The organism is Streptomyces sp. NPDC034085, assembly GCF_055575555.1.
Map to the genome: position 1 here is coordinate 949,763 of NZ_JBVISL010000001.1, position 18,509 is coordinate 968,271.

At 74.4% G+C, this 18,509-nt stretch carries 14 protein-coding genes and 2 tRNA genes; 3 read left to right on the forward strand and 13 right to left on the reverse strand.

From position 1 onward, the window contains the following. Window positions 1-40: 40 nt before the first annotated feature. On the reverse strand, window positions 41-1,237 hold the full coding sequence (locus ACZ501_RS04430; protein ID WP_468792437.1) for a M6 family metalloprotease domain-containing protein: 1,197 nt from the start codon (window positions 1,235-1,237) through the stop codon (window positions 41-43). A 422-nt stretch (window positions 1,238-1,659) separates the two neighbouring features. Here ACZ501_RS04430 and ACZ501_RS04435 point away from each other — a divergent pair, with 422 nt between their 5' ends. Continuing rightward, window positions 1,660-3,492: a putative bifunctional diguanylate cyclase/phosphodiesterase gene (locus tag ACZ501_RS04435; RefSeq protein ID WP_468792441.1), complete on the forward strand. Its 1,833-nt coding sequence runs from the start codon at window positions 1,660-1,662 to the stop codon at window positions 3,490-3,492. Between the two features lie 88 nt (window positions 3,493-3,580). On the opposite strand, the gene ACZ501_RS04440 is transcribed toward ACZ501_RS04435, so the two are convergent. After that, window positions 3,581-5,278 (reverse strand): glycosyl hydrolase family 18 protein, encoded by a 1,698-nt coding sequence (locus ACZ501_RS04440; protein WP_362460971.1) that lies wholly within the window; start codon window positions 5,276-5,278, stop codon window positions 3,581-3,583. A 266-nt stretch (window positions 5,279-5,544) separates the two neighbouring features. Beyond that, on the reverse strand, window positions 5,545-6,702 hold the full coding sequence (locus ACZ501_RS04445) for an LLM class flavin-dependent oxidoreductase (protein WP_468792444.1): 1,158 nt from the start codon (window positions 6,700-6,702) through the stop codon (window positions 5,545-5,547). A gap of 273 nt (window positions 6,703-6,975) precedes the next feature. On the opposite strand from ACZ501_RS04445, the gene ACZ501_RS04450 reads away from it, so the two are divergent. Further along, window positions 6,976-7,734 carry an IclR family transcriptional regulator gene (locus tag ACZ501_RS04450; RefSeq protein WP_361602590.1) on the forward strand — a complete coding sequence of 253 codons (759 nt, stop codon included), beginning with the start codon at window positions 6,976-6,978 and terminating at the stop codon, window positions 7,732-7,734. A gap of 102 nt (window positions 7,735-7,836) precedes the next feature. On the opposite strand, the gene ACZ501_RS04455 is transcribed toward ACZ501_RS04450, so the two are convergent. The 5 genes from ACZ501_RS04455 to ACZ501_RS04475 all read right to left on the reverse strand — a co-directional run bounded on the left by ACZ501_RS04455 (window position 7,837) and on the right by ACZ501_RS04475 (window position 14,270). Continuing rightward, window positions 7,837-7,910 (reverse strand) — tRNA-Lys (locus ACZ501_RS04455). Between the two features lie 89 nt (window positions 7,911-7,999). After that, a complete protein-coding gene (locus ACZ501_RS04460) occupies window positions 8,000-9,733 on the reverse strand; it encodes an AMP-binding protein (protein WP_468792447.1) in 1,734 nt (577 codons plus the stop codon). A gap of 26 nt (window positions 9,734-9,759) precedes the next feature. Next, entirely contained in the window at window positions 9,760-10,392 is a 633-nt protein-coding gene (locus ACZ501_RS04465) for a lytic polysaccharide monooxygenase auxiliary activity family 9 protein (protein WP_361602602.1), read from the reverse strand. A 222-nt stretch (window positions 10,393-10,614) separates the two neighbouring features. Further along, window positions 10,615-12,747 (reverse strand): SPFH domain-containing protein, encoded by a 2,133-nt coding sequence (locus ACZ501_RS04470; RefSeq protein WP_468792450.1) that lies wholly within the window; start codon window positions 12,745-12,747, stop codon window positions 10,615-10,617. 11 nt (window positions 12,748-12,758) lie between these two features. Continuing rightward, window positions 12,759-14,270 carry a peptidoglycan-binding protein gene (locus tag ACZ501_RS04475; RefSeq protein ID WP_468792684.1) on the reverse strand — a complete coding sequence of 504 codons (1,512 nt, stop codon included), beginning with the start codon at window positions 14,268-14,270 and terminating at the stop codon, window positions 12,759-12,761. A gap of 230 nt (window positions 14,271-14,500) precedes the next feature. On the opposite strand from ACZ501_RS04475, the gene ACZ501_RS04480 reads away from it, so the two are divergent. Beyond that, window positions 14,501-14,574: transfer RNA gene (locus ACZ501_RS04480), tRNA-Lys, on the forward strand. A 94-nt stretch (window positions 14,575-14,668) separates the two neighbouring features. On the opposite strand, the gene ACZ501_RS04485 is transcribed toward ACZ501_RS04480, so the two are convergent. The 5 genes from ACZ501_RS04485 to ACZ501_RS04505 all read right to left on the reverse strand — a co-directional run bounded on the left by ACZ501_RS04485 (window position 14,669) and on the right by ACZ501_RS04505 (window position 18,363). Beyond that, window positions 14,669-15,334 carry a class F sortase gene (locus ACZ501_RS04485; protein WP_361597522.1) on the reverse strand — a complete coding sequence of 222 codons (666 nt, stop codon included), beginning with the start codon at window positions 15,332-15,334 and terminating at the stop codon, window positions 14,669-14,671. Further along, window positions 15,331-15,936, reverse strand: coding sequence for a hypothetical protein (locus ACZ501_RS04490; protein ID WP_362460987.1), 606 nt, complete (start codon window positions 15,934-15,936; stop codon window positions 15,331-15,333). Before ACZ501_RS04490 ends, ACZ501_RS04485 begins: the two co-directional genes overlap by 4 nt. Window positions 15,937-16,060: 124 nt before the next feature. Next, entirely contained in the window at window positions 16,061-16,840 is a 780-nt protein-coding gene (locus tag ACZ501_RS04495; RefSeq protein WP_361597528.1) for an HAD-IIA family hydrolase, read from the reverse strand. A 61-nt stretch (window positions 16,841-16,901) separates the two neighbouring features. Further along, window positions 16,902-17,597 (reverse strand): alkaline phosphatase family protein, encoded by a 696-nt coding sequence (locus ACZ501_RS04500; protein WP_468792686.1) that lies wholly within the window; start codon window positions 17,595-17,597, stop codon window positions 16,902-16,904. 31 nt (window positions 17,598-17,628) lie between these two features. Further along, a complete protein-coding gene (locus ACZ501_RS04505) occupies window positions 17,629-18,363 on the reverse strand; it encodes a hypothetical protein (RefSeq protein WP_361597531.1) in 735 nt (244 codons plus the stop codon). Between the last annotated feature and the right edge of the window lie 146 nt (window positions 18,364-18,509).

Genomic DNA, 18,509 nt, shown 5'->3' on the forward strand with positions numbered 1-18,509 from the left:
TTCGGAGCGGGGGCCTTCTTCGTGTCCGAAACCGCCCCCGTCAGGTCGTGATCTTGACCGTGTACGCGCCCGACTGGGTCCGGTCCGCCACCTCGATGGTGATCCGCTCCCCCGGCACGGTGAAGGTCTCCCCGACCTCCAGCGGCGCGTCCGCCAGCGGCGGGTACACCGAGCGGTCCCAGCACGCCTCCGTCCGCGGATGCCCGTCCACCACCTCGATCGGCCCGCCGCCCGAGGCGGCCTCGTTGCGGACCCGGTAGACCAGCACCCCTTCCGTGCAGGTGTCCCCGTCGTTCCCGGCGGAGCCCCGCGCCTCGACCGCGATCGCGCTGCCGGGGCCGGTGCGCACCACCGCGAGGCGGGTGCCGCCCGTACCGCCCGTGGGAGGGACCTCCGACAGCGGCTGGAGCGTGTGCAGCGAGGTGCCGGACCGTACGCAGTCCACCTGCGCGGGGTCCAGCCAGCCCAGCTTCCACTTGTGCCAGGCGAACAGGTCGGGAGCCATTCCGAACTGGCTGCCCATGACGTCCCAGTCGCCGACGTACGTGTCCCAGTCGCCCTTGCCGTCCGTCGGCCGGTGGTAGAGGTCGGGCAGGTCGAAGACGTGCCCGGTCTCGTGGGCCAGGACGTTGCGGTCGGGCGGATGCCGTTCGAAGACGGTGACGATCCGCCGCAGCTCCACCCCGTCCGCCACGATCGGGCGGTCGAAGTTGACGACCTTGGTGGCGTCGGAGTCGACGCCCGGCGCACCCGGGTCGGCGACGAAGTACACGACGTCGTACGCGCCGAAGTCCACCTGCGGATCGGCGGCGGCGACCGCGTCGCGCAGGTAGGCCGCCCGGTCCTCGGGGGCCCAGTCGCGCTGTATCCCGTACGCGGTCGCGGGCCGGGGCATCCGGATCCACTGCTTCTGCGGGTGCGGGACGAGCCGGAACCGCCCGTAGGAGGCCCGCTCGAAGAACTCGGAGGTCGCCGGGAAGTAGTCGGCGGTGAGCTCCTCGGGCGTCACGGCGGCGCGGTGGCCGGGGAAGGAGAGGAAGACCATGACCGCGTGGAGGGTGCGCTCCGGCTTGGGGTAGGCGCCGTTCCAGGTGTCCACGCCGAGGGAGTGGTGGGCGGCCGTACGGGTCAGCGCGCAGGGCCCCGCGGTGGCGGTGTCGGCCACCGCCGGCCCCGCGACGAGCGACATGGCGGCGAGTGCCGTCAGGGAGGTGAGGGCGGCGGCCGTACTTCGCATGCGGGAGCGGTCCACTCCCCCGGGTGTCTGCTCGAGCCGCACGTCGACCTCCGCCGCTGGTGGATTCGTCCCGTCCCATCCACCTTGAGGCGATTGTCTTACTAATGTCCTGTTCCGCTGCCCCACATGAGTGAGCGGTGCGGCAAGCCGGTGACCCCTGATGCCATGCTCATGACTACTCACCGTCATGATCGGTCACATGAGATCGGCCGACGTCACCAGGTGCTCACAAGCGCGCGCGAACGGTCGTCCGACCGTCCTCCGACCGTCGTCCGACACGCCGTCAGCAGCCCTCCCGGAAGGCGTCAGCACGGCGAAGGCCCCGGCCCCGCACGGCGACGCCGCTGGATAGGGCCTCCGGCAGCCTCTATGATCGGCACACTTTCCTGCGCGGACACTCACGAACACTGCGGGAGCCAACGGTGAGCGGAACCTCAGAGGAAACCGGTTCGGCGGCCGACAGCATCCGACCGGCCCTTACGGAGCGTCACCCGGCAGTGCCGGCGGTGCCCGAGCCGCGCGACTACCGCGCCGCCTTCGACGCGGCCCACCTCGCCATGGCCGTCGTCGGCCGGGGCGGCGAGGTGATCGCCGCCAACCGGGCCCTGGCCGCCCTCCTGGGCGCCGAGCCCGGGAGCCTCGCCGGGCGGAGCGCCGCCGACCTGGTGGACCTCGCGGCGGAGGCCCGTACCTGGCAGGCCTACCAGGAGGTGCTGCGCGGACGGCAGGCCCGGCTGCGGTGCACGCGGCGCCTCAAGCACCCCGACGGGCACTCGCTGTGGACCGAGGTCACCCTGGGGCCCGTACCCGGCACCCGGGACGTCCTGCTGTCCGTCGCCGACATCAGCGACCGGCGCGACCTCCAGGCGCGGCTGCGCCACCTCCAGATGCACGACCCGGTCACCCGGCTGCCCAACCGGGCGCTGTTCTTCGAGCGGCTCTCGGCCGCCCTGGAGGCCTCCGCGTACGGAACGGGCGGCACCGGCCGGATCGGCCTGTGCTACCTGGACCTCGACGGGTTCAAGGCCGTCAACGACACCCTGGGCCACCGCGTCGGGGACCGGCTGCTGACCGCGGTCGCCGCCCGGCTGACCCAGTGCGCCGACCAGTCCGGCTACGGCCGCTCGGGCGGGCACCTCGTCGCCCGGCTCGGCGGCGACGAGTTCGCGCTGCTGGTCGAGGACTCCACCGGCACCGAGCAGCTCGCCGACCTCGCCCGCAGCGTGCTGGCCGCCGTACAGGAGCCCTTCGACCTGGCGGGGCAGCGGCTGTCGGTGTCCGCGTCGATCGGCGTGGTGGAGCGGGACGCCGCCGGCACCTCGGCGACGGGGCTGATGCAGGCGGCGGACACCACCCTGTACTGGGCCAAGGCGGACGGCAAGGCCCGCTGGACCCTCTTCGACCCCGAGCGCAACGCGCACCGGATGACCCGCCAGGCACTGTCCTCCAGCCTGCGCCCGGCGGTGGAGCGGGGCGAGTTCGAGCTGGAGTACCAGCCGCTGGTCGACCTGGAGAGCGGGGTGGTGCGCGGGGTGGAGGCGCTGGTCCGCTGGAGGCACCCGCAGTTCGGCGTCCTGACGCCGAATCGGTTCATCGGCATCGCCGAGGAGGACGGCTCGATCGTGCAGCTGGGCCAGTGGGTGCTGCGTACGGCGTGCCGGCAGGCGCGGCGCTGGCAGATCGAACAGCCCAGCGACTCACCGGTGTTCGTCTCCGTGAACGTGGCGGTGCGCCAGGTGTGGGACTCGGACCTGGTGGGCGACGTCGCGGAGATCCTCGCCGAGACCGGACTGGCCCCGCAGCTGCTCCAGCTGGAGCTGACGGAGTCCGCGGTGATGGGGTCGGCCGGCCGGCCCCTGCAGGCCCTCCAGGCGCTCAGCGACATGGGCGTGCGGATCGCCATCGACGACTTCGGGACGGGCTACTCGAACCTCGCCTACCTGAGCCGGCTGCCGGTCTCTGTGCTGAAGCTGGACGGCTCCTTCGTCCGCGGCTTCCGCTACGAGGAGGGCACCCACCCGAACCCGGCCGACGAGACCATCGTGGAGGCCCTGGTCCAGCTCGCGCACCGGCTCGGCCTGACCGTCACCGCCGAGTGCGTGGAGACCGCCGGGCAGGCGGCCCGGCTGCGCCGCGTCGGCTGCGACACCGGGCAGGGCTGGCTGTACTCCCGCGCGGTGGCGCCGGAGCGGATCGCGGAGATGATCGCGCCGGCGCCGGGCGCCCGGTTCGCCTCCGGGACGCCGGACGCCTGACGGCACGGCCCGGGGAACCGGAACCGCCCCGCCCCGCCCCGGGAGGAGGGGCGGGGCGGGCCGGCACTCGGCGCGGGGTGGGGGGAGATCAGCAGGCGCCGAGGTCCTTCCAGACACCCCATTCACCGGTGGTGCCGGGCACCTCGTTCTGCGTCCACCACTGGGCCCGGTACCTGCGGCCGTTGTGCGACACCTCGTTGCCGGCGGTGTAGACGGTGCCCGGGACGTAGGCCGGGACGCTGCCGCAGCCGGTGGTCGGGGGCGTCGTCGGCGGTGTCGTCGGCGGCGTGGTGGGCGGGGTGGTGGGAGGCGTCGTCGGCGGGGTGGTCGGCGGGACCGTGGCACCGCCGAGGGCGTCCGAGATCTGGTTCAGCAGCGTGGTCCTGTCGTCCAGGCCGAGCAGGGAGTACATCATCGCGCCGGCCAGGCCGCGCTGCTTGCCGTAGTCGACCCGGGCCTGGATCGACTTCTGGTTCAGGCCGGTGAAGAACTCGCCGTCCTTGTAGAAGTAGGAGGCCTTGGCCTGGTCGTCCCAGTAGGTGGCCGCCGGGTTGTCGACGATCCCGCCGAGCTCCTTGTAGTTGGCGATGCCGGCCTGCTGGCTGGTGGGCCGGGCGCCGGAGGCGCCGGTGGCGGGCTGTGCGAGGCCGCCCGCCGTCCCGGCGGGGACGCCCTTCCAGCCGCGGTAGTAGAACTCGTAGCCCAGGGTCAGCTTGTTGGCGGGGAACCCGCCGGTGATGCCGTAGGCCGGGTTGCCGTCGATCCAGGAGTCGATGGCGTTGTCGACGCTGTACTTCTGGGTGCCCGGGGCGATCGGGTCGGTCGGGTCGTTCGCTCCGGAGTACAGCGGGGACTGGTGGTACGTCGGCCCGTCGCCGTCCCAGGCGCCGTGCATGTCGTACGTCATGATGTTCGCGTAGTCGAGGTACGCGCCGATCTTGTCCGTCTCGATGTACTTGATCTTGTCCTGGCCGGCCGGGAGGGCCGCGGTCAGCAGGTACTTCCTGCCGCCGTTGGCCTGGCCGTAGGCGTCGAGCTGGGTGCGGAACTCCTTGAGCAGGAGCGTGAAGTTCTGCTTGTCCTCGGGGGCGTAGTGGTTGCCGAGGTGGCCGCCGGACGAGCCCGGGTACTCCCAGTCGATGTCGATGCCGTCGAAGATCCCGGCCGCGGAGCCGGGTCCGCCGAAGCCGCCCTCGACCGGCAGGTTGCCCTTGATGTACTGGTCGATGCAGGAGGAGACCAGCTTCTTGCGGGAGGCGTCGGTCTTCGCCGCGTCGCTGAAGTACTTCGAGTACGTCCAGCCGCCGATCGAAATGTTGATCTTCAGGTGGGGGTACTTGGCCTTCAGCTGCTTGAACTGGTTGAAGACGCCCACGATCGGCTGGTCCCACTTGTCGGCGGTGCCGCTGACGCTGTCGGCCGCGCCGAAGGACTTCTGGTAGTCCGCGTACGAGTCGCCCGCGCCGTCACCGGCGTTGGGGTTGTTGTCGTCGCCCGCCGCCTTGTTGGCCTCGAAGCACGTGAGGTTGGTGGGGTGGATGTTGCCGAACGAGTAGTTGATGACGTCCAGCTTGCCCGCTATGCCCCGGGTGTCGAGGTGCTTGGGGTAGAAGGCGTTGCCGTAGACGCTCCACTGGTCGTAATAGGCGATCCTCACGCCGCCGGCCGCGGCCGTGGTGGAGGCGTCGGCGGCCTGGGCGGTGCCGAGTCCCGCGAAGGCTGCCAGTGCGCCGGCGGCCAGCGCGGCCGTGGCGGCGGCCGCGACGAGGGGTTTACGGATGTGCATGTACTGCCTCCGTGGGGGTGGGAGGGAAGAACATCAGCGGTAGGTGAGAGAAGTGATAGCGATCCGCCGACATCCCAGTCAATGGTTTGGACCAAAGAAGGACTAGACCACTGAACGGTAAAACTCCCTCGTCAGAGACCTGAGCGCACAAGGAAAACCGCCCGCCACCCCGGGTGACGAGCGGTTTAAGGCTGCCTTACGCCATGCTCCGGCAAGGTTTCGGCAACAAACCAGCCGAACCCCGTTCTCCCCCGGTCCGGCCGCGCTCAGCCCGCCGTCAAGGGCTCGACGGGCATCCCGTACGCATCTGCGACGAGCCCGTACGAGCGCAACCGGGCGGCTCCGCCATGCGCGTTGGCGGTCAGCATCAGCTCGTCCGCACCCGTCCGCGCCACCAGTGCGTCGAGCCCGGCCCGCACCTCGTCGGGGGTGCCGTGGACCACGTGGGAGAGCCAGCCGTCCACGAACTCCCGCTCCAGGGGCGAGAAGTCGTACGCGGCCGCCTCCTCGGGCGTCGGGACCAACCCGGGCCGGCCGCTGCGCAGCCGCAGCATCGACAGCGCGCCGGTGAGCACCTGCGCGCGGGCCTGCGCCGCCGTGTCGGCGGCGAGCGCCGAGACGCCGATCAGGGCGTACGGGGCGTCCAGCACCGCCGAGGGGCGGAAGCTCTCGCGGTACAGCTCCAGGGCGGGCAGGGTGCCCGCCGCGGAGAAGTGGTGGGCGTACGCGAAGGGCAGGCCCAGCTCCCCCGCGAGCCGGGCGCTGAAGCCGGAGGAGCCCAGCAGCCAGACCGGCGGGCGCCCGGCGGGCCCCTGCACCGGACCGGGCACCGCGTGCACCCGGGCGTACGGGTGTCCGTCGGGGAAGTCGTCGTCGAGGAACCGGATCAGCTCCGCGAGCCGCCGGGGGAACTCGTCCGCCGCCTCGTCCAGCCGCCCGGGCCCGCGCAGCGCGGCCGCCGTCCGCGGGTCGGTGCCCGGGGCCCGGCCGAGCCCGAGGTCGACCCGGCCGGGGGCAAGCGCCTCCAAGGTGCCGAACTGCTCGGCCACGGCCAGCGGGGCGTGGTTGGGCAGCATGACCCCGCCCGAGCCGAGGCGGATCCGGGAGGTGTGCGCCGCGAGGTGGGCCAGGATCACGGCCGGGGAGGAGCTGGCGACCCCGGGCATGGAGTGGTGCTCGGCGACCCAGTGGCGGTGGTAGCCGCGGGACTCGGCCTGCCGGGCGATCCGCACGCTGGTGCGCAGGGACTCGCGGGCGGTGGAGCCGCTGCCGACCGTGACCAGGTCGAGCACCGACAGCGGCACCGGCGCCGCGCCCCGGACCACCCCGCGCACCGGATCCGCGGCCGCCTCGCGGCCCCCCTCCGCGGGGGTGCCCTCCGTCCGCCCGTCCGTGCGCCGGCCCGCGTCCCCGGTGTTGCTCATCGTCGCTCCCGTCCCGTCCCGCTCGTGCGCCCCGCGGCGCCCCGTACACCACGTACGTCTCGTACGGCGTTCGTACGAAGAACTCGAACGGGAAGTGCTCGCCGGGCATTCCCGGCAGACCGGGGCATGCCCATGCCGTTGGCATATGCCCGGCGAGTAGGCCCAGGCGGGGCGACTTGATTAAGCCATCAATCTCATCAACACACCCTCCACGTGGGCCTCTTGGTGGCTATCGTGGTAGAGCAAGCGGTAACAACCTGGTAGGGGGAAACCGTGGCGCTGAAGCCCGAGCCGACCGCGCCGTTCCACTCGGTGCAGTACGCCCTGCGCGTACTCGAAACGATCTCGCGGCACACCGGCGGTGTGACCGACGTGCAGATCGCGCGTGAGACCGGCCTGCCCGCGGTCCACCTCGCCCCCATGCTCCTCATGCTGCGGCGCGAGGGATACGTCCTCCAGGTCTCCGACGGCGCCTACGCCATAGGGGACTCCCTCGTCCTGCTCGGATCCGGCACCGACCGGCAGCAGGCCCTCCAGGAGAAGCTCCAGGACACCCTCGACAAGCTGCGCGACTCCGTCGGCGCGGCCGTGTACATCAGCCGCTACGTCGACGGCGAGGTCCGGATCACCCAGTTCGCGGACAGTCCGCGCACCCCCAAGGTCCACGAGTGGGTCGACTTCCGCTCGGCGGCACACGCCAGCGCGGTCGGCAAGTGCCTGCTGACGCAGCTCGACCAGAACGGGCGCCGCGACCACCTGTCCCGGCACAAGATCGCCCGGCTCACCTCGAAGACGATCGTCAACGAGCGGATCCTGTTCTCCAAGCTGGACTCCCAGCCCGCCACCGTCCCCGTCCTGGACCTCCAGGAGTACGCGGTGGGCACGGTCTGCGCGGCGGTCCCCATCACGGCCGGCGCCGCGGTGGGCTGCCTGGCCCTGTCCATGCCGGTCGAGCACGCCCACCGGCTGCGCGCCGCGGCCGACACCCTGAACCGCAAGGCCGCGCCGCTGCTGCTGTCGCTCACGCTCTGAGAGCGGGCGGGATACGCGGACGCGGCGTGCCGGAACGCGCGGACCGGCCCGGAAAACACTTCGGGCGGTTCCCGTTGAACCGGGAACCGCCCGAAGATCAGGTGCGCCGCCAGGGACTCGAACCCCGGACCCGCTGATTAAGAGTCAGCTGCTCTAACCAACTGAGCTAGCGGCGCCTGCTGACAGAGAAAATACTACCTGGTCCCCGGGGGTGCTCCAAACCAGTGGGCGGGGCCCGCACGGGGGTGCGCCCCGGGGGTCCGGCTCAGCGGTCCAGGAGCTCCCGGCGGCCCTGGGCCTCGTACGCCGACAGCAGCGCGGCCAGGTCCTTGCCGTCGAGCGGCCGGTAGGAGCCGCCGGACCGGTGCCAGACCGGGCCCGGCCCGAGGAAGCCGGCCCGGCGCAGGGCGACCCGGTGGATCTTGTTCGTGGCGGTGACGGGCAGGGCGTCGAGGACCCGGACGTAGCGCGGGGCCATCTTCGTGCCGAGGTCCGGCTGCGCGGCCAGGAAGGCGGCGAAGGCCTCCGGGTCGAAGGCGGCGCCCCCGCGCAGGGCCAGGGCGGCCATCACCTGGTCCCCCGCCACCTCGTCCGGGACCGCGTACACGGCGACCGCGGCCGCCGCCTCCCAGCGGGCCAGGACGTTCTCGATCACCGCGGCGGCCAGGTTCTCGCTGTCGACCCTGAGCCGGTCGTCGGTGCGGCCCGCGAAGTAGAGGAAGCCCTGCGGGTCCCGGAAGAAGAGGTCCCCGGTCCAGTACCAGCCGTCGCGGGTGCGGGCCGCCTCGGCAGCGGGGTTGCGCCAGTAGCCCTCGAAGAGGCTGCGGCCCCGGTTGACGAGCTCGCCGATGGCCTCGTCCCCGTTCAGCAGCCGGCCCCGCCCGTCCAGGACCGCCGGCGGGCACTCCCGGCCCGTCTCCGGGTCGACGACGGCCAGGTCGTCGCCCGGGGCCGCCCGGCCGAGGGCGCCCGGCGGGGTGCCGGGGCCGCGCTGCACCGAGGCGCCGCCCTCCGTGGCCCCGTACCCCTCGACCAGCCGGACCCCGAACCGGTCGGCGAAGCGGGCCGCGTCGACCGCCCCCGCCTCGGTGCCGAAACCGAGGCGCAGGGGGTGCTCGCGGTCGTCGGGGCGGGGCTCGGTGGCCAGCAGGTACTGGACGGCCCGGCCGACGTAGGTGAAGTACGTCGCGCCGTAGGCCCGTACGTCATCCAGGAACGCGGAGGCGGAGAAGCGGCGGCGCAGCGCCACCGGGGCGCCCGCGGCGAGGGCGGGCAGCCAGTCGGCGATCACGGCGTTGCCGTGGAAGAGCGGCATGCAGACGTAGTGCACGTCCTCCGGGGTGACGGAGAAGTGCCGGGCGAGGGAGGCGCCGGCGGCGGCGAGGCGGCCCTGGCTGCAGACGGCCGCCTTGGGAGCGCCGGTGGAGCCGGAGGTGAAGTACAGCAGGAGCCGGGTGCCGGGGCCGGGTGCCCCCGCGCGCACCACCGCCTCACCGGGCACGGCGGCGGCGTACGGGGCGAGCAGCGCCTCGTACTCCTCGCTCCCGGTCACCAGCAGCCGTACGCCGGGCAGGTCGAGGCCGCGCAGCAGCGGGAGGTGGGCGGGCTCGGTGACCAGGATCCGGCAGTCGGTGTGCAGGATGTCGCGGGCCAGCTCGGGCCCGCGCCGGGTGGGGTTGATGCCGGCGACGGCGGCCCCCGCGAGGGCCGCCGCGCCGAGCCAGAAGGGGAACTCGGGGGTGTTGTCGAGCAGCACCCCCAGGTGCGGCTCCGCCCCCGGCGGGAGCAGGTCGGCGAGGAGCGCGGCGCGGACGGCGGCCTCCTGGGCGGTCCGGTGGCGGCTGAGGACGGTGGGCCGGGCGCCGTCGGGCGCGCCGGCCCCGTACATCAGCCCGGGCCGGTGGTCGCCCCACTGGCACGCGATGAGTTCCGCGACGGTCTCGCCGGCGGGGCCGGTACCGCCGGCGCCGCGGGCGCGGGGTGCTGTCGGGGTCCGCATGCCGCCGGAGGTTAGCTGACGTTACGTCAGAACTGAACGTCGGAGCAGGCGTAGAAGGCCATCGGGGTGTCGTTGACGGTCCAGACGGCCAGGATCACGTGCCGCCCGGTCTTCCCCGCCGGCATGGAGCCGCGGTGGATGGTGGTCATGTCCGGGCGGCCGCCGTTGTAGGGGACGACGAGGAAGGGCTGGGGGTCGAGGGAGGCCCGGGTGAGGGGCTTGGACGGGTCCCAGCCGTTCCTGGTGACGTAGTACCTGAAGTCGGTGGTGGAGTGGTTGGCGGTGAACTGCCAGCGGAAGTCGAAGGCCTGGCCGGAGGTCACCCGGGTCGCGGGCCAGGTGCCGCCGCGCGGGTCGTCGAGCTGGGCGAACTCGCTGTGCCCGCCGGCGCATATCTTCCCGTCGGCGGGGCCGGCGGCCGGGAAGCCCTTGTAGCCCTCGACGCTCTGCGGCTCCCACTGGACGGGGCCGCAGTCGGAGACCGTCCTGTTGGCGCAGAGCTTCTGGCGGCTGATGGGGGTGTCGGTGTAGCCGTGGCCGCTGGCGGTGGGGGCGCCGAGCAGGGTGGCACCGGCGAGGAGGCCGAGACCGAGCGTCACGGCGGCGCCGGCCCGGGCGGGGCGGGAGGGCCGGGGGACCTGCGAGGGCCGTGAGGGCATGCGGAAGGAACGCATGGTGCTCCTTGGACGTGGGGGGATCTGGCGGAGACGTGCGCACGCGGGGATCGGTCCTGGCGGACCGGCGGAACCGAGGCTGCCGATGTAGGTCTAGACCAAGTCCCACAGTATTGACGGGAGTTGGCCGTGTCCATACCAACGAGAAAACGGGTGGTCCGGTCCATACCGGCCACCCGTTCGCCCGTGGAATCCCCGTGACGGCTGCTACTGGTCGGACCTCCCGGTGTAGAAGGCGACGGTGAGGTCCTTCACCAGGGCCTTGCGCTCGTAGTCGTCGAGCTCCACGATCCCCCGCGAGGTCAGCCGGTGGACGGTGTCGTCCACGGCGTCGACCACCGAGGTCAGCACCGCATCCCGGTGCTTGGCGTCGATCGCGGCGACCCGGCGGCGGCGCATGGCCTCCGCGACCTCCGGGGCGTACTCGATCCGGATCGGCTGGGCGGAGAACACCTCGATCCCCACCGCCTCCGTTTCGGCCGCCAGCATCCGCGTCAGCGCGTCGCCGACGGCCTCGGCGTCGCGCAGGGTCGGGGCGTCCTCGTGGAAGGCGTCGGCGGGCAGCTGGGACAACACCCGCGCCATGGCCGACTCGACCTGCTCGGCGAGGTAGCCGGTGTGGTCCTCGACGGCGAGGGTGGCCCGGGCGGTGTCCTTGACCTGCCAGACGACCTGCACCACCACCTGGAGGGCGAGACCGCCCGAGTCCACGGCCGGCATCGGCTCGCTGCGCCAGTGCCGCAGCCGTACGTCGACCCGCCGGCGCAGCAGGAGCGGACTGATCCAGGTCAGCCCGGTACGGCGGACCGTGCCGCGGTAGCGCCCGAAGAGGGTGAGCACCCAGGCGTGGCCCGCCTTGGCCCGGCCGAGGCCGCCGAGCGCGAGGAGGGTGACGACGCCGAGGAAGGCGAGCGGGGGCCAGTGCGTGGCGCGCAGCCCCCGGTAGGCGCGGGGGGAGGCCCCGAAGGCGGCCGCCACGGTGGCGGGGACGACCCCGGCCCGCCACAGCACGGCCGCGCAGCCGGCGAGGGCGAGGCCCCCGACGGCCACCGCGATCCAGCCGGGCAGCACGGGGCCCCGGTGCTCGCGGAGCCGGTCGTCGCCGCGGGGGACGCGGCGGCCGGCCGGGGGCTTCGGCGCCGGGCGGGCGGCGGGAGGGGCGGCCGGGGACGCGGGGGGCTGCGGCCGGGGGCGGAACGGCAGGTGGAGCGGGAGCTCCGTGACGGCCGTGCCGCGCGGCGGCCGCGGGGTGGCCGGGGGTGCCTCGGCGCGCATCCCGCGCGCGACGGCCTGCGCGGCGATCTCGGCCGGGCCGGGCCCGGGCACGCCGTGCGCCGGCTCGGGGGTGGGGTGCGGGATCCCGCCGGCCGCCCCTCCCCGAGCCGCGGGCACGTCCCCCCGGGGGCGCCCCGGCGGGACGGGGGCGGCGGGGTGCGGGGGCCCTGGCCGGGCGGGGTCGGAGGGAGCGGGGTGTCCGGCCCGGACCGGCTCCGGGGCGGGCGGGTGCGCGGCGGGAGCGGGGGCGGGGTCGTGCACGTCGGCCCGGGCGGGGGCGGCGACGGCATCGGCGTCGGCGTCGGCGGGGTGCGGGGGTACGGCCGCCCCGGCCGGCTCCGGGGTGGCCGGGGGTGCGGAACGGGACGGGGCCGGGTGGGGCACGGCCGCCCGGGCCGCGCCCGCGTCGGCCGGGTGGGTGGACACCGGGGGCGGCTGCGGGGTCCCGGTCTGGGCGGGGTGGGCGGGGGCAGGGCCGGAAGCCGGTTCGGGGAGAGCCGGGTGCCCGGACCGGTACGGAGCCGGGTCGAAGGCCGCGGACCGGCCCGCGTACGCGGACACCGCAACCGGCGCCGGCTGCGGAGCCGCCGGGTGCGCGGGCCCGGATGCGGGCGCGGCCGGGGACGGAGTGGTCGGGTGCGCGGGCCCGGATGCGGGCGCGGCCGGGTGCGCCCGGTGGGACGGCGGCCCGGGGGGTTCGGCGGCGCGCGGAGCGGGGGTGTGGCCCGCCTCCGCAAGAGCCCCGCCCGGCTGCGGGCCGGCGGGGTGGGCGGCGACGGCCCCGGAGCCGGACCGCGTGGCTCCGGCCGGCCGGGCCGGGGCCACGCGCGGCTCGGCCGGGTGCACCTCGGGGGTCTCCGGCCGGGCCGGGGCCGGGGCGAGGGACTCCGGCGCGGGCACCCGGGACGCCGCGACCGGCTCGGGGCCGGCCCGGTGGGCGGCCCGCACCGGCGGGGAGGCGGGGCCCGAGGCGTAGGCGGTGGCTCCGGCCGGATGGGCGGGGGCCGGGCGCAGGGCGGGGATCCGGAAGGTGCCCGTCGTGGTCGTGGTGCGCGTGGGGTACATCGTTGCCTCCGTCATGCGAACAGCCGGCGCCAGGTTTCCGGGCCCGGGTAGCCGTCGGCCGAGGCGCCGCGCCAGCCCTGGGCGCGCTGGAAGGCCTCGACGTTGCGGCGGTCCTCCTCGCTCCACCAGGGGCCCGGGCCGGACGTGTAGTACGTGCCGAAGCCCTTCTCCGCCAGTCGGCGGGCGAGGGCGGTGACGGCCGGATGGGACTGCCCCGGGCGGAAGACCCGCAGCCCCGGGTAGGCGGGTACCCCGCCGGCCCCCGCCCGGCCCGGCGGTTGCGCCGTACCCGGCGCCCTGCCCGGCGGCTTCGCCGAGCCCGGCGCCGCACCGGTCGGCGGACCCGGCGGCCTCACCGCGCCCGGCGGCTTCGCGGGGGTGGTGCGGCCCGTCGGGGGGATGTCCTTGCCCTGGCGCTGGACCAGCAGCCGCCAGGTGTGCTCGCCGGGGATGCCGTCGGCGTCCGCACCCGTCCAGCCCTGCGCCAGCTGGAAGGCCTGCGTGGCCTGCCGGTCGGCCTCGCTCCACTTCGAGTGCGGCCCCTTCGGGTAGAACCGCAGGCCCCCGCGCCCGATCAGCATCTTGGCGAGCTCGGTGACGTACGCGTTGTCGGCGCCCGGCCCGAACTTCGCCGCGCCGGGGAAGGCGGCCGTGCCCGCCGCCGGGGCGCCGGGCACCGGGGCCTGCGGCAGGACGCCGCTGGTGACGCCGTTGTACCGGTACGGGAGGTACTTGTCCGAGTTCTTCCAGTAGCCGTACGGCGTGGCCTGCCTCCGCGTATACGGGCGGGTCTGCTCGTACGCGATGTAATGCGTGCGCGTCTCGTCGACCCAGCCGCCGAAGACGACGACGTGCGAGCCGTTGCTGGGGTCCGCCGGGTTGTGGAACAGCAGGATGTCCCCCGGCAGCAGCTCCTCCTTGGTGATCTTCGTGGCGAAGGTGTCGAGGCTGCCGGTCCACTCGTTCGAACCGAGGTTCCAGACCATGGAGACGTACCCCGAGCAGTCCTGCCGGTAGCCGTCCGACCAGTACTCGGTCATGCTGTACGGCACCTTGGCGTCCAGCCAGAGCTTCGCCCGGTTGATGATCGTGGCCCGGTCGATGGCCCGCATGGCGGGCGGCGCGCCCGGCCGGCCCGTCGACGGGGACGTCGGACGCGGGCCCGGCGCGGGGCGTCCGTGCAGCGGGGCCCGGCCGCCCTGCGGGGTGCCCGGATCGTCCGGGCCCGGCGCGCCGTCCGGCCGGGGCGGTCCGGCCGGGCCGTCCCTCCCGTCCAGGGCCACCGACCCCGCTCCCGGCCCCGGATCGGCCGCAGCCAGCGCCGCTGCCGATCCGCCGCCGCCCAGGACCACCCCTGCGGCGGTCGCCAGCACCAGCGCCCGGCGGGCCCCGCGCGCGGCCGGGTGGCCCCCGTCGCGCAGCGCCATGGCCCGCCCGCGCGCGAGGGCGCGGCGCCGCTGCGCGCACCCGGGGCACACGCAGTCGCCGGCGGGCTCGTACTCCTGGAAGACCGGCATCGTCATCGGCGCCGGCATCTGCACATGCACCGGAGGCTGCATCGTCATGCGGTTCCGTCCACTCCCCTGCTCGTCCACTGGTCGGCCGCCGGGCACGCATCTGTCGGGGCGTCAGTTTCGGCTCGACCAGACATATCGTGCACGACAAACCTCCTAAACATGGGTTAATCGGACAACGTGGGCGCGGCTTGTCACGAGCACCTCCCCAGGTGGGGTAGAGTTTTCCCTGTCAGCAAGCGCCGCTAGCTCAGTTGGTTAGAGCAGCTGACTCTTAATCAGCGGGTCCGGGGTTCGAGTCCCTGGCGGCGCACAGACACGAGGAAGGCCCCCGCAGCGAAAGCTGCGGGGGCCTTCTTCTTTTCTTCCTTGTCCATCGGGAGGACCACCCGCCTCCCCCGGACGGCCTACGCCGCCGCCGCGCCGGACTCGGCACCGGCGCCCGTCAGGTACGCGGAGACCACCACGTTCGCCGAGTACTGGCCGGCCGCCTTGTCGTACGTCCCACCGCAGGTGACCAGCCGCAGTTCGGCGCGGCCCGCGACCCGGGGCCCGTACGCCCGGTGGGGGTCGAAGCCCGCGCGCTCGTAGACGCGTACGTCCTCGACGGTGAACTCGGCGACCGTCCCGTCCGCCCGCACCACGCGGATCTTCTGCCCCGGCTTGAGCGAGCTGAGCCCGTAGAACACGGCCGGCTTGGACTTCGTGTCCACGTGCCCCACCAGCAGCGCCGCCCCCGCCGCGCCCGGCGCCGGGCCCGCGCCCCACCAGCCCACCGTGCCGGGGAGCTCGTACGGCGGCGGCTCGATCGCCCCCTGCGCGTCCAGGCCGCGCGCGATCACCGGCGCCCGGACGCCCAGCGCCGGTACGTGGACCCGCGCCGGCATCGCCCCGGACAGCGGCGGCCGCGCGGCCGGGAGGGACGTCCCCGGCCGGCCGCCGCCCTGCGCGGCGGGCGGACCGGGCGGGACCCCGGTGATCTCCTTGCCCCACAGCCACAGGCCGAGCACCAGCACCGTCCAGGCGGCGAAGGTCAGCAGCCGGCCGCCGGCGGAGGCCTTGGCCTCGTTCATCCGCCGTTGCGGCGGCGGCGCAGGGTGAGGGCCCGGCCGGCGACCGCCAGGGTGGCCGCGGCCGCGAGGACGGCGCCGATCACGGTCTGCGGCAGCCCGGGGCCGTCACCGCCGTGGCTCTTCTTCGCGGCCGCCGCCAGCCGGGTGGTCTCGGCGACCTCGGCGGACATCGCTCCGCCGCCCGCGTGGACCGGCCAGACCGGCGAGTGGTGGGGGGCGGGGCGGTGGTGGTGGTCGCGGTGGCGGACCTCGATCGAGCCGCGCAGCCCCTGGGCGCCCTCGCACTTGACGTGGATCTCGTGCCAGCCGGGCTCGGTGTGCGGGCGGACCGTGGCCTCGCCCCAGAGGGTGCGGCCGTCGCCGTGGCCCGCGGACAGGCGCGCCTCCGACTCGAACACGGGGGAATGGGCCACCCCGTGGTCGCCGTGGCAGCCCCGGACGCGGATCTTGACGCGCGCTCCCGGTTCGGCCGGGTTCGGTTCCGCCGAGACGCCGCCGCGGTCCCACTCGTTCGCGAGGGCGGCGGGGGCGGTCACGGCGGTGAGGGCCGTCAGGGCGACGGCGGCCCCCGCGACACGGAGAGCGATCAGAGAACTGCGCATGGTGAACCTCCTCATCAAGGAGATTCACCCGCGGCGCGCCGCTCCGCATCCGCAGCGGCGCTCTCTTGGCCCGTACGTGTCAGCGGTACGTTCAGCCGTACGCGCACCCGCGCGGCCCCAGCCGCTACACCAGGTCGACCAGATCGGCGATGGAGTCCACCGTCTTCGTCGGGCGGTACGGGAACCTCTCGGTGTCCTGGGCCGTGGTCAGGCCGGTCAGCACGAGGAAGGTCTGCATGCCCGCCTCCAGCCCGGCCAGCACGTCGGTGTCCATGCGGTCGCCGATCATCGCGCTGGTCTCGGAGTGCGCGCCGATGGCGTTGAGGCCCGTACGCATCATCAGCGGGTTGGGCTTGCCGGCGAAGTACGGCTGCTTGCCGGTGGCCTTGGTGATCAGCGCGGCGACCGCGCCCGTCGCCGGCAGCGGGCCCTCGGTGGAGGGGCCGGTCTCGTCGGGGTTGGTGCAGATGAAGCGGGCGCCGGCGTTGATCAGCCGGACGGCCTTGGTCATGGCCTCGAAGCTGTAGGTGCGGGTCTCGCCCAGGACCACGTAGTCGGGCTCGTGGTCGGTCAGGACGTACCCGATGTCGTGCAGGGCGGTGGTCAGGCCCGCCTCGCCGATGACGTAGGCGGTGCCGCCCGGGCGCTGGTCGTCGAGGAACTTCGCGGTGGCGAGCGCCGAGGTCCAGATGTTCTCGACGGGCACGTCCAGGCCCATCCGGCTGAGCCGGGCCTGGAGGTCGCGCGGGGTGTAGATGGAGTTGTTGGTCAGCACCAGGAAGGGCTTGCCGGAATCGCGCAGCCGCTTGATGAAGGCATCCGCACCGGGGATCGGGGTGCCCTCGTGGATGAGGACCCCGTCCATGTCGGTGAGCCAGGATTCGATCGGCTTGCGCTCTGCCACTGGACTGTTCTCCGCTCTCGGTGGCCGTCACCTCTGACCCGTGACGCTGGTCTGTACCACCCTATCGGGGCCGGGCCGCGGACGGGTTGGGCGTCCACAGCCCGGACCGCGGGGGACGGATCGGCGGACGGTGACGTCGTCCACGGCGCAGTACCGGTCGTTGCTGCCGCTGTGGCGGAGGCGGAAGCGGACCTGGACGTCGGTGGCACCGGCCGGGACCCGTTCTCGTCGCCGCGGGACCGGAGGGCCGGGCGCAGGGTGTCGAAGGGGTCGCTGCCGAGTGCGTCGAGCGGTACGCCGTCCAGCGCGGTGGTGGGGACGCCGGCCTGGGCGAGCTGGAAGGCGGAGCCGCCGGGGCCGCCGGCGTCGGTGTGGCCGTGGGCGGTGGTGACGCGTACGCGGGCCGGTTCTCGACGGCGGTGAGGACCTGGCCGACCAGCGCGTCGACGCGGCCGATGGCGTCGGGGTACTGCCGGCCGGCGGCGCCGTGGGAGTGCCCGGCGGAGTCGGCCTGGCCGAGGTGGACGAAGGCGGCGTCCGGGTTCCGGTCGCGCAGTTCGGCGGCGGCCGCGGCGGCGGTCCTCGGGTACTCGGATTCTCGTTGCCGTAGCCGCGCGGTCGCCCTTGAGGGAGAGGCGCTGGTCGACCTTCGCGGAGAAGACCGGGGCCGCCCGCGTCGGTGGAGGTGAGGGGTTCCCAGTCGGCGGCCGCGTACGTGTGGAGGGCCGGCCGAGCGTTCTCGATGCGGGTCAGTCAGGAAGTCGGGGGGGCTCCGCCGGGGGCGGCTGTCACGCGGAGCGGTCCCTCAGCCGGCGGGCGCCGATCAGCAGCCCGCCGCCGGCGGTGAGGGCGGCGACGGCTCCGGCGCCGTAGGCCCACTCGCGGGGGCCGGTGTGCGCGAGCGAGCCCGCCTCGGCCGGCTCCTGCGGCCCCTCCACGGAGAAGCGGTACGCGCCGGCCTCGCCGACCCACTCGCCGTCGTCCGGCTGGCGCTGCACCAGTGCCGCGTCGGCGACGACCTCGCCGAGGGGGGCGTCGGGGGCGAAGGCCAGCTGCACCTTGACGGTGGCGGAACCGCCGGCCGGCACGGCGAAGCCGGAGAACTGGTTCCCGCCGTCGAACACGGCGATGATCTCGTCGCGGTCGGAGCGCTCGAGGGTGACGGGGTAGGGGCCGCCGGGGGCCTCGAAGTCCATGCGCAGGTGGGCGGGGCGCAGGGCCCGGGCGGCGTCGGTGAAGACGACGACGGGGTGGATGGCGGTGCAGGGGCCGCTCGTGGTGTTCGTCAGGTCCAGCAGCCAGGTCTGCGGGCCCCCGCCCGCCCGGTAGACCGCCGGCCCTCCCCGGATCCTGGCCCCGATGGGGAACGCGCCGGCCTTGCCGTCGCCGCAAGTGGCGTGCGCGCGGGAGGGCAGCGCGGGGGCGGGGCGGGCGCCGCCGCCGGTGCCGATGTCGGCGGAGGCGGTGGGTGCGGTGAGGGCGAGAAGGAGGGCGGTGAGGGCAAGGGCGTTGCGCAGTCGCATGGAAGACCTTCGCTGCTCGCCGGACGGAACGGGAACTTCAATGATGATCGGACGAGGCGACAATCACCCCGGCCCTCCCCCAACCTCCCACGCCCCCGAACCCCGTCCCCACCCCCCACGCCCAACCCCCACCCCTTTACCCCCGA